This window comes from Micropruina sp., assembly GCF_047606365.1.
Lineage (GTDB): Bacteria > Actinomycetota > Actinomycetes > Propionibacteriales > Propionibacteriaceae > Micropruina.
The window spans coordinates 24,383-38,118 of the sequence record NZ_JASGEN010000171.1; the positions used below are offsets into that span (position 1 = coordinate 24,383).

The following is a 13,736-nucleotide window of genomic DNA, read 5'->3' on the forward strand; positions in this document are numbered from 1 at the left end:
GGCGATGATGAGGCAGGATGGACCCGAATCTCCCCGTCCTCGGCAGTGCTGCGAGGCGGGGCCGCGAAATCAGAAAGGACTCCTGGTGGCCATGAGCGAGAATGTCGGCCCGATCCTGAACGGACTCCCCACAAGCCTTCCCGACATCGATTCGGAGGAAACGGCCGAGTGGCTGGAGTCTCTGGACGGCGTCATCGACGAGGGCGGACGCAACCGCGCCCGCTACATCATGCTCAAGCTGCTGGAGCGCTCGCGTGAGCGGCACCTGGGCGTCCCGTCCCTGACCGTGACCGACCACATCAACACCATTCCGCCGGAGAGCGAGCCGTGGTACCCGGGCGACCAGGACCTGGAGCGGAAGTTCCGCCGGCTGGTCCGCTGGAACGCCGCGGTGATGGTGCATCGGGCGAACCGTCCCGGTATCGGTGTCGGCGGCCACATCTCGTCGTTCGCCTCGTCGGCGACCCTGTACGAGGTGGGCTTCAACCACTTCTTCCGCGGCAAGGACCACCCCGGCGGCGGCGACCAGATCTTCTACCAGGGCCACGCCTCGCCCGGTATGTACTCCCGCGCCTTCCTGGAGGGACGCCTCGAAGAGGCCGACCTCGAGGGCTTCCGCCAGGAGCACAGCCATGTGGTCGACGGACGCGTCCGCGCACTGCCCTCCTACCCCCACCCTCGGCAGATGCCGACCTTCTGGGAGTTCCCGACCGTCTCGATGGGTCTCGGCCCGCTGGACGCGATCTACCAGGCGCAGTTCAACAAGTACATGCACAACCGCGGCATCAAGGACACCTCGCAGCAGCACGTATGGGCGTTCCTCGGTGACGGCGAGATGGACGAGCCGGAGAGCCGCGGTGCGCTGCAGCTGGCCGCCTACGAAGAGCTGGACAACCTGACCTTCGTGATCAACTGCAACCTGCAGCGGCTGGACGGCCCGGTGCGTGGCAACGGCAAGATCATGCAGGAGCTGGAAGGCTTCTTCCGCGGTGCCGGCTGGAACGTGATCAAGGTCGTCTGGGGCCGCGGCTGGGATCCGCTGCTGGCCGCCGACCGCGACGGTGCACTGGTCAACGTGATGAACAACACCCCCGACGGCGACTACCAGACCTTCCGGGCCAACGACGGCGAGTACGTCAAGGAGCACTTCTTCGGACGCGACCCGCGGGTCGCCAAGATGGTCGAGGGCTGGGACGCCGAGAAGATCTGGAAGCTGACCCGTGGCGGCCACGACTACCACAAGGTCTACGCGGCCTATAAGGCGGCGACCGAGTTCACCGGCGCGCCGACCGTCATCCTGGCCCACACCATCAAGGGGTACGTGCTCGGCCAGCACTTCGCCGGACGCAACGCCACCCACGGCATGAAGAAGATGGCGCTGGACGACCTCAAGCAGTTCCGCGATCGGCTCGACATGCCGATCTCGGACGCCGTGCTCGAGGCCGACCCGTACCGTCCGCCGTTCGTCAACCCGGGCCCCGACGACGAACGCGTCGCCTACGCGCTGGAGCGCCGCCGCACCCTGGGTGGCGGCCTGCCCCAGCGCCGCAACAACCCGGCACCGATCAAGCTGCCCGACGACTCGGCCTACGCCACCGTCAAGAAGGGCTCCGGCCAGCAGCAGATCGCCAGCACGATGGCCTGGGTGCGGCTGTTCAAGGACCTGATGCGCGACAAGGAGTTCGCTCCGCACGTCGTCCCGATCATCCCGGACGAGGCCCGCACCTTCGGCCTGGACGCCTTCTTCCCGACGATCAAGATCTACAGCCCGCACGGCCAGACCTACACCCCGGTCGACCACGAGCTGATGCTTGCCTACCGCGAGGCGACGACCGGTCAGATCCTGCACGTGGGCATCAACGAGGCCGGCTCGATGGGCGCCTTCGCGGCGGCCGGCAGCGCCTACGCCACGCACGGCGTCCACATGGTGCCGATCTACATCTTCTACTCGATGTTCGGCTTCCAGCGCACCGGCGACTCGATGTGGGCCGCCGCCGACCAGCTGGCCCGCGGCTTCCTGCTCGGAGCCACCGCCGGCCGCACGACGCTTGCCGGCGAGGGCCTGCAGCACATGGACGGCCACAGCCACATCCTGGCCGCGACCAACCCGGCGGTGCGTTCCTACGACCCGGCCTACTCCTACGAGATCGCGCACATCATGCAGCACGGTCTGGAGACGATGTACGGCGAGAATCCGCAGGACGTCATCTTCTACATCACCTTGTACAACGAGCCGATGGTGCAGCCGCGTGAACCGGAGGGCATCGACGCCGACGGGATCAGGAAGGGCATCTACCTGCTCAAGGAGGGCTCCTTCGACGGTGTCGGCGGCGACGCGCCGCGCGCACAGCTGCTGGCGTCCGGTGTCGGCGTGCCGTGGGCGCTCGAGGCGCAGGAACTGCTGAAGAACGACTGGGGCGTGGTGGCCGACGTATGGAGCGTCACCTCGTGGAACGAGTTGCGGCGCGACGGCATCGCCGTCGACGAGCACAACTTCCTGCACCCCGACGAGGAGAAGCAGGTCCCGTTCGTCACCCGGCAGCTGCAGGGTCGTCCCGGTCCGTTCATCGCGACCTCGGACTACATGCGGCTGGTCCAGGACCAGATCGCCCAGTGGGTGCCCGGCGAATTCCACTCGCTCGGTGCCGACGGCTTCGGCTTCTCCGACACCCGCGCGGCCGCTCGGCGGTTCTTCCACATCGACGGTCCGTCGATGGTGGTGCGGACGCTGCAGGTGCTCGGTGAGCAGGGCAAGGTGGACGCCGGAGCGGCGGCCCAGGCGGCGGACAAGTACCGCCTGCTGGACGTGAACGCCGGAGCCTCCGGCGTTGCCGGCGGCGACGCCTGATCAACGGCATGTGAGTGGGCCGGTGACCGTGACCGCGGTCATCGGCCCACTGTCATGTCTCCCGCTTTCCGTCCGGCGAGGAATTCTGGCAGGCTAGGCCACCAGACGTTTTCGTCCACGGAGTTCGAAAGGAAGCAGGTGTCCACCACCGACGGCACGACCCAAGCGTCGGCAGCGACCGCCCTGGGATTCACCAAAGGGCTGGCCGTGCAGGAGCTCGGCTGGGACGACGATGTCGATGAGGCGCTGCGCGACGCGATCATGGACGCGATCGACGGCGATCTGCTCTACGAGTCGAACGAGGCCGTCGATGTGGTGCTGCTGTGGTGGCGTGACAGCGACGGCGACATCGTCGACGGCTTGGTGGATGCGCTGACCGACCTTTCCCCGTCCGGTCATATCTGGCTGCTCAGCCCGAAGGTGGGGCGTCCGGACTATCTGGACCCGACCGATCTCGCCGAAGCTGCCCTGACTGCCGGCCTGGCGTTGGCCAATCCGGCGACTGTGTCGGCGAACTGGCAGGCGCAGAAACTGGTCCGGCCGAAGGGCACCCGCCGGTAACTGGCACAATGGGCCGCCGGAGAAATTCGGGCGCATAGCTCAGCTGGTTAGAGCACCTCCCTTACAAGGAGGTGGTCGGGGGTTCGAGTCCCTCTGCGCCCACCAGAACGTCGTTGTTCAAACCGACGACGTTTCCGGTTTGAGGTCCAGATTCCGCCATCGCGTGGTGCCTGGTGACCGCGAGGCCCTGGATGTCCGAGTCGAAGAGGATGTTGAACGGTTCGCCGGGTTCGCCGTCCACGGTGTCGTCGGGCATCACGACGAGCTTGTCGAAGAAGGCTTGGTTGGCGAGGCGTCGGAGTGAGTCGTCAATGCTCATGTAGATCGCGTGGCAGTCTCCGGCGAGGGCGAGGCAGTCGTCCAGGTGCGCCTTGGCCTGGTCGTACTCGATGTCGCCGGCATTGATCTGTGCGTCGAGGAACCCGATGCGCCGGGCGATGCGGTCTTGTTCGGTGGCGAGCAGGTCGAGCGGGACGGCTCCGGCGTAGTGGGCTTGCAGGAGCTTGGCTCGTTCGTCGCGGAGCGCGTCGCGTTCGGCGGTGTAGGCGTGGCGTTCCTGCCGGGCGGTGGCGTGGAGCCGGTCGAACTCGGCGGTGACGAGTTCCCGCAGCGCGGTGACGATGTGCTCGGGTATCTGCACGTTGCGGTAGTAGTCCTCGACGGCGGCTTCGATGTCGGGGACGAACATGGCCTTGCGTTCGCAGGTGGTGCGCTTGGAGTGCCGGCCCGCGCACAGGAAGTAGGGGTAGATCACTCCTTGACTGCTGCGGGCGTTGGACAGGATCAGCCGGGAGCCGCACTCGCCGCAGAAGATGCTGCCTTTGAGGTAGTGGTCGTGGGCCTGGGTCTTCTCCCCGGAAGTCTGGTGCGCGGTGAGGACGGCCTGGACGCGGTACCAGACTTCGGTGGCGACGAGCGGTTCGTGCAGCCCGTCGTAGGTGGCGCCCCGGAAGCTGACCTGTCCCTTGTAGTACGGGTTGGTCAGCATCTTCTGGATCGTGGACAGCGCCGGGGCCTTCGACGGCCGCTTCGGTGTCGGCACGCTCGTCAGTCCTCGGTCGATCAGTTCCTCGTGCAGGGTGATGGTCGAGTAGTTCCCGGTGGCGTAAGCCTCGAACGCCCACTTGACCAGCGCGGCACGGTCGGGATCGGGCTCGACCACCCGCATTTCGCGGCCCAGCTCGTCGCGCTTGCGGACGTTGAGGTAGCCGATGGGTGCCTTGCCGTTGGTTCCGCCGGTGAGCGCCTTCTGGTTCATGCCCTTGGCGACCTCGTTGGCGAGGTTGCGGGAGTAGAACTCCGCGATGGTGGACATGATGCCGTGCAACAGCATCCCGCTCGGGGTTTCGTCAATGTTCTCGGTGGCCGAGACGAGCATGACCCCGGCCTCCTTCAAGGCCAGATGGATCGCCACGTCGTCGGCGCGGTTGCGGGCGAGCCGGTCGACCTTGTGGACGATGCAGTACGCGACCGGATGGGTCTTGACGTACTCGATCATTCGCATCAGGTCGGGCCGGTCGGCCTTGCGGGCGGACTCGCCGGCATCGACGAACTCTTCGGTGATGATCGCGTCGAGCTCGCGTGCCTTGCGCAGGTTCGCCTCCCGCTGCGCAGGGATCGAGAAGCCTTCGTCCCGGCCGCCGCGTTCGGCCTGTTCCTTGGTCGAGACACGCAGGTAGGACACCGCCAGGCAGGTCGTCTCGCCCACATGAGCGAGAGCGGCCGGCGGTGCCGCTTGTGTGATGGTCATGGGTCGTGTTTCCTTCCCCAACAGATGGGGCCAACACGAGCGATGGCGACCGCTCGCGCGGTGCGACTCGTTGGGAAACACGACCCGGAACGCTCCGAGCGGAGCGCCCTGGGTAAGCCTCGAAGGCTGAACAGGACTTGCGCACCACGGCCACGCCGGAGCGTGACCGCTGGCTTGGTACGTCTACGATTCTACCTCGCCATCGGCGTCTTGCCGAGGACTCGAAGACGGGACGTGCTGGTTGCGCCGCTCGTCGTCTGCGCGAGCGAAGGCCATGCCGATGAACAGTTGGGCGAGCTTGTGCAGGTCGGGGCTGGTGAGCGGCTCGGCCTCGACGCGGTACGTCCGCATCCGTGCCGGCGGTGCCTTCCGGGGCTTGCTCACTGGACTTCCCCCGTCGTGGGATCGACGCCGGCGAAGAAGGCGTCCTCGGCGGCCTGCCGGGCTGCGACCTCATCGAGGACGTAGCGCACGAAGTCTTCGTCACGGTCGGTGATGGGCACCTCTTCGACCGGCTCGGCCGGCGGCTCGCCGGGCCAGGCGGTCTGCCGCGTGGGGCGGTCGCGATCCAGGCGAGTACCGCTGGTCGCTACCCAGTCGCGGAGCCGCTGGCGGGCGTCGGCGAAGTCGCGGTGCCAGCCGATCGCGGCGCTGGCGTTCTGGTCGGGGTCGTAGGCCCCGAGCCAGTGCAGATGCAGGGCGGACAGCTCCCAGAGCAGTTCGGGGTGGCGGTGCCACATCGGCGGGATCACGCTCGCGGGCAGACCGTAGGTGTGCCGCAGCCAATCGACCCAGCGGTTCAGCTCCAGCAGCTCGGCTTCCAGATCGCTGGCTGACAGCAGGTTCCAGTTGATCGGCCGCGGTGGGCCGGGCAGGTCGTTGTCGGGGTCGAAGTCCGGCTGGTCGTCCAAGTAGTCGGGCACCTCACCGCTGGCGTCGGCGTCGGGCTCGTTGGTGTTGTTCATGGCCGGCCTCACATGCCCATTGCGGCAGCAGCGGCGGCAGGCTGGCTCGCTCGCTCCGGCGTGGTGAAGGCTGCCGAGTCCCGCGCTGGCGAGTCCTGACCGACGCCGCTGGTACGCGGTGAACGATCCACGTCGTAGCGGGTGCGGGCGAGGTCGTGCCCGAGACGGGCGGCGACGAACTCCTCGCCTTCGTGCCGCTGGCCGTCGCGTTCGTAGGAATACTCGCGGACACGGCCGTCAGCGATGAAGTTGTCGCCCTTGGCGAGCTTCTGGTGCCCGTACTCGGCGGCGGCCCTGAACGCGATCAGGTCGTGGAAGGTGGTTTCTAGCTTGGTGAAGGAGTTGTCAGCCTCACGCCGGTAGTGCTCGATGCCGATCTTCATGTAGAGGCGCGCGTCGCCCCGCTCGGTGCGGCTCAGTTGCGGATCGGAGGCGACGAACCCGGCCACGGACTGCTGGGTCTGAATGGACGACATGGGACTGCTCCTGTCTGCTCACGCGGCCCTCGTCCGGGCCGCCGTGACAGGCAGGTGCTCCTTGCCGCGACCGGCGCTCAGGCGTCGGAGCGGCGCAGCAGAGCTTCAATCTCGGCGCGGTCGGCGACGAGCTGGCCGGCGTCGGGCCGCTTGGGCCACGGGTGCAGGTCGGTGACGATCGGGGGTGCGGAGCGCAGCAGCACGATCCCGGTGCCGAACGGGAGGCGCCTGATCTTGTCGGGCGGGAAGATCGGCACCCGGCGCACGGACCTCTGGTTGGAGCGGGTGCCGTGGTCGCCCAGCGTCACGGAGTCGGTGTATTCGTCGCGTTCTCCGACCAAGGCGCTCAGGTCTTGCAGGTCCCGGCTGTTGGAGGCGCCGCCAAGGATGACCTTGACGATCGCGGCGTCCCAGATCGCGCCCGCCTGGTGCTCGTTCCACTTGTCCCGTGCCTGCGCGAGCGATTGGAGCACCGGCATCGTCGTGATCCCCGACCCGCCGCCTTCGGCCATCAGCGTCGGCAGCGACGGCAACGGCGAGAGATTGGCTATCTCGTCAAGCGCCAGCAACATCGGCGGATCGAGACGCGCGCCCGCCGACCGTGCGGCCAGGCGGCGGGCGGTCTCGATCAGGTCTTCCACGAGCGCGGCGACCAGCGCGGCGCTGGCTCCCGCACCGGACCCGGTTGCCAGCAGGAACAACGTGCCGCGGTCGCGGATGAATGCTTCGGGGTCGAAGCCCTCACCGGAGCTGGGCGATACGGCGTCGAGCACGCGCGGGTCGGCGAGCGAGCCGAGAGCCAAGGAGACGCCCTGCCAGATCGAGTCGCGGGTGCGGGGGTCGGAGTCGATCATCGCTTCCAGGGACTCGGCCCAGCCGGTCGCAGCTTGGGTGGAGCCGGTCAGGATCGCCACCGCGTCAGCGGCCGCGGTCGGATCGAGAGTCCATCGGAACAGCTCAGCGGGCGGCCGGTTGTCGATCGCTGCCGCGTGCAGCAGAGCTTGGAGCGCGGCCCGTGTCTTGCCCTCCCAGAAGCCTCCGCCATCGACGCCGCCTGCGGACAGGCCGGTACCGGCAGCGAGCCCGGTAGCGCGGATCATCGCCGTCTGCGGTGACTCGCAGCCCCGGATCGGTGACCAGCGCAGACCGGCGGGCAGACCCTCGGCAAGATGCTGGGGATCGAAGATCGCGACCGGGCCGATCCGGCGGCGGGCACGCATGGTCGCAGTGAGGTTGTCCGGCCTGGTCGAGGTGACGACGACGGCGCCGGGCGCGTCGAGGATCGCCGGGATCACCAGATGCAGACCTTTCCCGGAGCGGGGCGGGCCGATGACCATGATCGAGTCTTCAACCGACGCCCACACGCTCGTACCTTTGGAGGTGCCGAGCCGGTAGCCCACATCCTGCGGCCTGGGGTCGCTCAGACCGGGACGGAGGTTTCTCGCACGGCGCAGCAGCGCCCTGTCAGACGCAGCGGTGGCGACCTCGTGGCGGGTGGCGATCCCGGCCATGCGGCGCGGATCGGCTTCGATCCAGTGGGTGTGGCGGCGCAACCGCAGCCACACCCATAGCCCGCCGGTCACGAGACCGGCGAGCAGCAGCCCAGCGACAAGCCAGTAGACGACCGGGTTCAGACCGTCCGCGTCGAGCGCCGCTCCGGGATCGCCAGGACGGAACAGCACTCCAACCCCGGAGGCGGGATCGCCGGCCGGCTGGGGCGTGCCGGTCAGGAACGCGGCCACCGATCCAGCGGCGCGCAGGATCAGCGCGACACCGAACAGGACAACCAACCCGATCATCGCGGCGTTGGTCAGCTCGTCCCCGAACGAGCCGGTTTGGCGACCCTGCTCGTTCACGGCACTCGCCGGATGATCGTGGTGCCGGAGACGCGGCCGAACAGGATGACCTCGATGACCCCGCCGGTCTGGTCGATGCTGGTTCCGGCCGGGTCGATGAGGGCGCGGGCGGTGCCGGTGTGGGCGGCGTCGGTGTGTCCGGTGACGACGGCGACCGCCACGTCCTCGCCGGGGACGAACCCCTCGCCCTTGACGGTGTGGAACACCGGCCCGGTCGATGTCTTCGGTTCCGGTTCGGGCTCGGGGCGGGAACGCCGGCGGCGGGCGGCGATGATGTCGGTGAATGTCGTGCCGTCCGCTTCGCGGACCTCGACTCTGGCCGGTGTCGTCCGGTCGTTCGTGGCGCAGTCGATGATCTGCCCGAACGAGGACCGTCGCCACGGCGGCGCGAAAGGGTCGGGGTCCAGCCGTTTCCCGTCGACGGTGACGGTCACGGTGCCGTCCTCGTGCACGTCGAGCACGACGAGCGGGATGGAGACCGGGACAGGCTCAGGCTGCGGCTCGGGTTTCCTCATGCCGCCAGGTGCACCCGTCCCCACCGGCAACAGCCGAGTGCCGCAGGGCGCACGGGGTTCCCGGCCGGGCCGGTCACGACTCCGGGAGGAACCGTTCAGCGATCCCGAGGAACCGTCAGTCCGACCGATGAACAGTCAGGAATCCCGACGAACGTTCAGGAATCCGGGAACTTCTAGACGTTTTCCCGTCATGCGGGCTGTGGTGTCGAACGCGGCCAGCTCAGCGGGGTGGAGCTGGTGCTGCACCACGAAGGCCCGGTCCTTGATCCGCCAGAGCCCTTGCCCGGTGCCAAGTCCGGGCAGCAGGCGACGTTCGGTGCCGGTCAGCCCGAGCGCGACGGCGGTGGGGCCGAGCTGATCGGTCTCCTGCCGGTAGACGATCCTCGTCTCCGCGTTCGCCAGCAGGCTGTTCGCCAGCGCCCGGTTCGCCGATCCTGCGTCGCCGACGTTCTCCAAGTCGGTCAGCTTGTGGAACACGAGCAGATTCGCCAGCCCGTAGTGTCTCGCCAGCCGCCAGTGCGCGTCCATCCTGCGCAGGAGCGCCGGGTGCGACATGAGCCTCCATGCCTCGTCGTAGACGACCCACCTGCGGCCCCCGTGGGGGTCGAGCAGGGCGGCTTCCATCCATGCGGATGAGCAGGTCATGAGCACCGAAATCAGGGTGCCGTTCTCGGTGACGCGCGAGAGGTCGAGGCTGACCATCGGCAGCGACGGGTCGAACCTGACGGTGCTCGGCCCGTCGAACAGGCCGGCCAGGTCCCCGGCCACCAGACGGCGCAGGGCGTGGCCGACCTGGCGGCCATCCTCGGTGAGTCGGCCGTCCGGGTCGTCGGCAGGGTCAGGGCGCAGCAGCCGGTTGACCACCATCGGCAGGATCGGCACGTCCGAGTCCCGCACCGCCCCGGCCAGGGCGGTGTCGATCGCGGTGTGCTCCAACGGCGCCAGCCGCCGATCCAGCACCGTCTCGGTCAAGGCTCCGAGCAGATCGCGGCGTCGCGCGGCGAGCGTGATCGCCCACTCGTCATCGGTGACCGCAGAGGGTCGGTAGCCCTCATCGAGCGGGTTGAGACGAGTCCCCATCCCGTGTCCGAGGATGATCGCTTTCCCGCCGACGGCTTCAGCGACGCCGGAGTGCTCGCCTTTGGGGTCGCCGGGGACATAGACCCTGTATCCGAACGGCAGGCTGCGGGTGTAGAGGCTCTTGGCGAGCGACGATTTGCCGGAGCCGACGATCCCGGCCAAGATCAGGTTCGGCGCGGTGATGATGCCCCTGCGGTACAGCTCCCACGGGTCGTACACGAACGACGAGCCGCTGTAGAGGTCTTGGCCGATGAAGATTCCCGCGGCTCCGAGCCCGGCTTCGGCCAGGAACGGGTACTGCCCAGCGAGCACCGCACTGGTGTCCTGATGCCGGGGCACCCGGAACCGGCCCGGCGTCCTCAGCGCCGCCGTGCCGGGCTCGCCGGCGGCGGGCAGGTAGACCGTGGCGCGGCGTTCGGCACGCTCGGCGGCGGCCTTGGCCTGGGCTGTTTCCTTCTCGGCGTGACGCTGCTCGGCGACGAGCCGGGCGGCCGCTTGCCGACGCTGCTTGCGCAGCCGGCGCCGCTCCGAGGCGGGCGCGACGAGGACAGCGGTATGCAGTTTCTCGCCCCGGCTCACAACGACCGCCCCCGCGACCCGGAGACCCAACCGCCGGCGGGACGGTCGAACCACGACGAGTCCGACGCCGGGCGAGGCCGCTGTGGCATGTCCGGCTTGGGCTGCGGCGGGTCCTCGATGTCGAGCAGGTCCAGCGCGTCCGCGTTCTGACGAGCGGCCTCGGCGACCCATCCGGGAAACAGGCCCTCGTGCTCGGGGCTGCTGCCGGGGTTGTCGATGGCGTACTGGCGGGCTTCGCCGGCCGCGGTCAGGTAGCCGGCGAGGTCGCGCATCGCGCGGTCCGGAGCCACGGGCGCTCCGGCGCCGGTGAACAGGTCCCGGCCGTCGAGCGTCTGCCCGGTCGCGGTGTCCTCGATGCGATAGGCGTATCGCTGGTGCTCGCCCAGCGACGAGTCCGGCCAGACGGTCAAGGTGAGCGTCCCGACTTGCCGGGACATCGGAGCGGTGGGGTCTGCGCTGTTCATGGCGGGCAGGTGCACGCCGGCGCGTCTCTGCGATTGGCTACGTCAGAGCGACAGCCCGCGGGCCTGCTTGACCGCGGCGACGCCGGGATGCTCGAACCAGCCCCCGTCACGAACCGCGCTGCGTCGAGCTGCCGTATCGTGGCCGGCGGTGTCGCGGGTCGGCGGGACGTGCGCGGCGGTGGGCGGCTCGATGGCGTCTTCGGCGGGGATCAGGTGCCGCCGATAGAGAGCGACGTGCCCGGCCTGTGGGTTGTAGGTCATGGCGTAGTCGCCGGTCTCGGCCTGCCGGTCTCCGGGGTAGACGGGGGCGGTGTCGTGGACATCCCCGTTCTCGAAGGCGGCGTTGGTGGTCTCGTCGCCGTAGTCCCACATGGACAGATGCTCGATGCCCGCCTCGTCGCCGCCTCGGTCGATGAGGTCGAGCGTCTGGTCGGCTTCCTCGCCTTGCAGGAACACGACGCCGATCCATCGTTCGACCACCGGGGTTCCGGGGTTCCACACGATCCGACCGGAGTGGGTCATGGCGTCGTTGAGGCGATCGTGCGCCTGGTCGATGAGGGAGGCTGCGTGGTGCAGCTCGTCGGACGCAGCCAGCGCCTCGACCGCACCGCCTGCGTAGTCGCGGGCCTCGTCGGTGACCTGTTGCTGGTGGCGCAGGTGCACAGCGGCGAGCTGGTCGAGCACCTGCCGCAGCGACCGCACCCCGCCCAGCAGATTCCCGATCACCGCGTAGGTGTCGGCTGGCTCCGGGAACACGCGGGTGGCGTGAGCGAGCCCGCGCAACGCCTCGTAGGCGTCGTCCGCGTCGGCGGTCGGGTTGGTGAACGTGGGCATCACGGGCCTCCTTCAACGAGGGTGGGATGCCTGCCAGGTGAGCGCGCCGGTCACACCGTGCGGCACAGCGGCAGCGCGGCCGCCGTGAACGCGACCGCCTGCTGCCCGACGAGCCTTCGGGTCTCGCAGGAGGCTTGGATCGCGGCTTGTTCGATCGCGGCGACCGCTGCTTCCAGCTCGTCGACGCCGGGAGCGGAGACGGAGATGAGGCCGGAGACGCGCAGCACGCCGTGCCCAGCGGTCAGGTCGGCTTCCTGTTGAAGAACGTCTTGGTACTCGGCGGTCTGGGCCGCGTCCTCGATCTGGCCGATCCGGGCGCGCTGGGCCGCATCGCTGATGTGTTCGACCTTCTTCTTGCGGATGTCGCGGGCCGCCTGGTCCGAGCGCATCGGGGTGTAGATCAGCGACACCGACCGTTGAATGCCGGTCGAGAGCAGCACCGGCGCGAGAAACCCCGGATAGACGAGGCTGCGGGGCCACTCCGAGACCCACAGCACGGTGTGCCACGCGGAGTCGGTGCGCAGGTTGCCCCAGGTCTCGGTGACCGCGACCGGGCCGGCGGCGGCGAGTTCCTGCCCGAGCCGCCCGTGGCGCTCCAAGGTCGCGGCCACGGCCGGGTCATACGCCGAGCGGAGAATGACCGCGACCTGACCGGGGCCGAGCCACCCCGAAGGGGTCAAGTCCGCAGACCGCAGCGCAGCGACAAGGGTCGCCATCTCCTGCCGAAGCACCGCGGCGGCGCCGCGGATGCCGCCGCCGGCGGTCCTGATCTGCCGGGCGGCGACCTTCATGTCCAGCGAGAGGCTGACCGTGGTGGCGTGCCGTTCCCCGGCGGGGCCGGCCCGCTCGATCAACTCGCGGTAGGTGGTCGCGGCCCACGTCCCGTCGTCGGTGCCGTGCTCGGCCCACCACTCGGCCAATCCCGAGCCGGAGTCCGGCAGGGTGCGTTCGAGCACTTGCAGGGTCGTGATCCGCCCGGACCGGCAGACCGTGGCGAGTACCCGCCCCCAGGAGGTGACGCGGCGTTCCTGCTCGCCGGGGTCGAGCAAGATGAAAGCCGGATGGGTCACGTCCGTCACGACCGTCAAAGTCGCCTGGCGGGGGTCGTGGATCATGCACGCGCCGGTCTCGGGGTCCAGATGCTCCCGCAGCCGGGCCATGTCGCCGGGCAGAGCGAGGTTCCCGGCCGGGCGGGGCTTGACGATCCGACGCCGGTAGAGCAGTTGGCCGCCGGTGGAGCGCCACAGCCACCAGAGCGCGACCGGGAGCCATTCGACCATCGGCCTTCCGGCGACTGGCACCCAGGTCAGCACCACGGCGAGCAGCCAGACCGGGGCGGTGTAGGCCAGCCGCATCCCGGCGCCGCCGTAGAACGCGGCCAACAGCGCCAGGCCGCCGATGCCGAGGGTGACGAGCTGAGAGACCGAGAGGCCGAGCAGCACCCCGCGGCGGGTGAGTCGGCTGAACTTCATCGGCGTCAGCTCGCTACCGGGTGCCTTCTGTTCCGTGGTGGGCATGGCCGGTCACTCCTTCGCGGCAGGCGGCGACGACTGAGACGGCGACGGGGTGCGCGGTTGAGGGGTGGACCGCGGCGGCGTCTGGGACGGTGGCGGGGCGCCGCCGTTCTGCCCGCCTGCGGCGTCCGCGGCGGTCTCGGCATGGCCGGCCAGCGCGTGCCCGGCCTTCGGCCCGGCCTCGGCGGCATCCTTGGCGACCTTCGCGCCGATCACGACCGCTGCCGCCGGCCCTGCGGCCGCACCGGCCCCCACTCCGGCACTTGCCCCGCCCTCGGCGCCGGCTCCCGCCGC

11 protein-coding genes, 1 tRNA gene and 1 pseudogene are annotated in these 13,736 nt (G+C 69.2%); 3 read left to right on the top strand and 10 right to left on the bottom strand.

The annotated features are described in order from the left end of the window. Positions 1-91 precede the first annotated feature (91 nt). The 3 genes from aceE (at position 92) to QM624_RS19680 (ending at position 3,514) form a co-directional block, all read left to right on the top strand. The gene (gene aceE / locus QM624_RS19670) at positions 92-2,848 is read left to right on the top strand and encodes a pyruvate dehydrogenase (acetyl-transferring), homodimeric type (protein ID WP_415094996.1); all 2,757 of its coding nucleotides are present in this window, start codon (positions 92-94) and stop codon (positions 2,846-2,848) included. 138 nt (positions 2,849-2,986) lie between these two features. After that, positions 2,987-3,409, top strand: coding sequence for a DUF3052 domain-containing protein (locus QM624_RS19675; protein ID WP_415094998.1), 423 nt, complete (start codon positions 2,987-2,989; stop codon positions 3,407-3,409). 28 nt (positions 3,410-3,437) lie between these two features. Next, a tRNA-Val gene (locus QM624_RS19680) sits at positions 3,438-3,514 on the top strand. On the opposite strand, the gene QM624_RS19685 is transcribed toward QM624_RS19680, so the two are convergent. From QM624_RS19685 to QM624_RS19730, 10 genes and pseudogenes are all read right to left on the bottom strand, one after another. After that, complete coding sequence (locus QM624_RS19685) at positions 3,471-5,159, bottom strand: recombinase family protein (RefSeq protein WP_415095016.1); 1,689 nt, start codon at positions 5,157-5,159, stop codon at positions 3,471-3,473. The genes QM624_RS19680 and QM624_RS19685 overlap by 44 nt on opposite strands. 380 nt (positions 5,160-5,539) lie before the next feature. Then, the gene (locus QM624_RS19690; RefSeq protein WP_415095000.1) at positions 5,540-6,124 is read right to left on the bottom strand and encodes a hypothetical protein; all 585 of its coding nucleotides are present in this window, start codon (positions 6,122-6,124) and stop codon (positions 5,540-5,542) included. A gap of 8 nt (positions 6,125-6,132) precedes the next feature. After that, positions 6,133-6,600: a single-stranded DNA-binding protein gene (locus tag QM624_RS19695; RefSeq protein ID WP_415095002.1), complete on the bottom strand. Its 468-nt coding sequence runs from the start codon at positions 6,598-6,600 to the stop codon at positions 6,133-6,135. Positions 6,601-6,677: 77 nt separating this feature from the next. Further along, a complete protein-coding gene (locus QM624_RS19700) occupies positions 6,678-8,456 on the bottom strand; it encodes a type IV secretory system conjugative DNA transfer family protein (RefSeq protein ID WP_415095004.1) in 1,779 nt (592 codons plus the stop codon). Further along, positions 8,453-8,971, bottom strand: a complete 519-nt coding sequence (locus tag QM624_RS19705) for a hypothetical protein (RefSeq protein ID WP_415095006.1) — start codon at positions 8,969-8,971, stop codon at positions 8,453-8,455. Before QM624_RS19705 ends, QM624_RS19700 begins: the two co-directional genes overlap by 4 nt. Before the next feature lie 135 nt (positions 8,972-9,106). Next, positions 9,107-10,630, bottom strand: coding sequence for an ATP-binding protein (locus tag QM624_RS19710; protein WP_415095008.1), 1,524 nt, complete (start codon positions 10,628-10,630; stop codon positions 9,107-9,109). Continuing rightward, the gene (locus tag QM624_RS19715) at positions 10,627-11,094 is read right to left on the bottom strand and encodes a hypothetical protein (RefSeq protein WP_415095010.1); all 468 of its coding nucleotides are present in this window, start codon (positions 11,092-11,094) and stop codon (positions 10,627-10,629) included. Before QM624_RS19715 ends, QM624_RS19710 begins: the two co-directional genes overlap by 4 nt. Positions 11,095-11,136: 42 nt before the next feature. After that, a complete protein-coding gene (locus tag QM624_RS19720; protein ID WP_415095012.1) occupies positions 11,137-11,928 on the bottom strand; it encodes a hypothetical protein in 792 nt (263 codons plus the stop codon). Between the two features lie 50 nt (positions 11,929-11,978). After that, complete coding sequence (locus QM624_RS19725; RefSeq protein ID WP_415095014.1) at positions 11,979-13,445, bottom strand: SCO6880 family protein; 1,467 nt, start codon at positions 13,443-13,445, stop codon at positions 11,979-11,981. 6 nt (positions 13,446-13,451) lie between these two features. Continuing rightward, a pseudogene (locus tag QM624_RS19730) lies at positions 13,452-13,736 on the bottom strand (conjugal transfer protein TrbL); the annotation flags it as partial.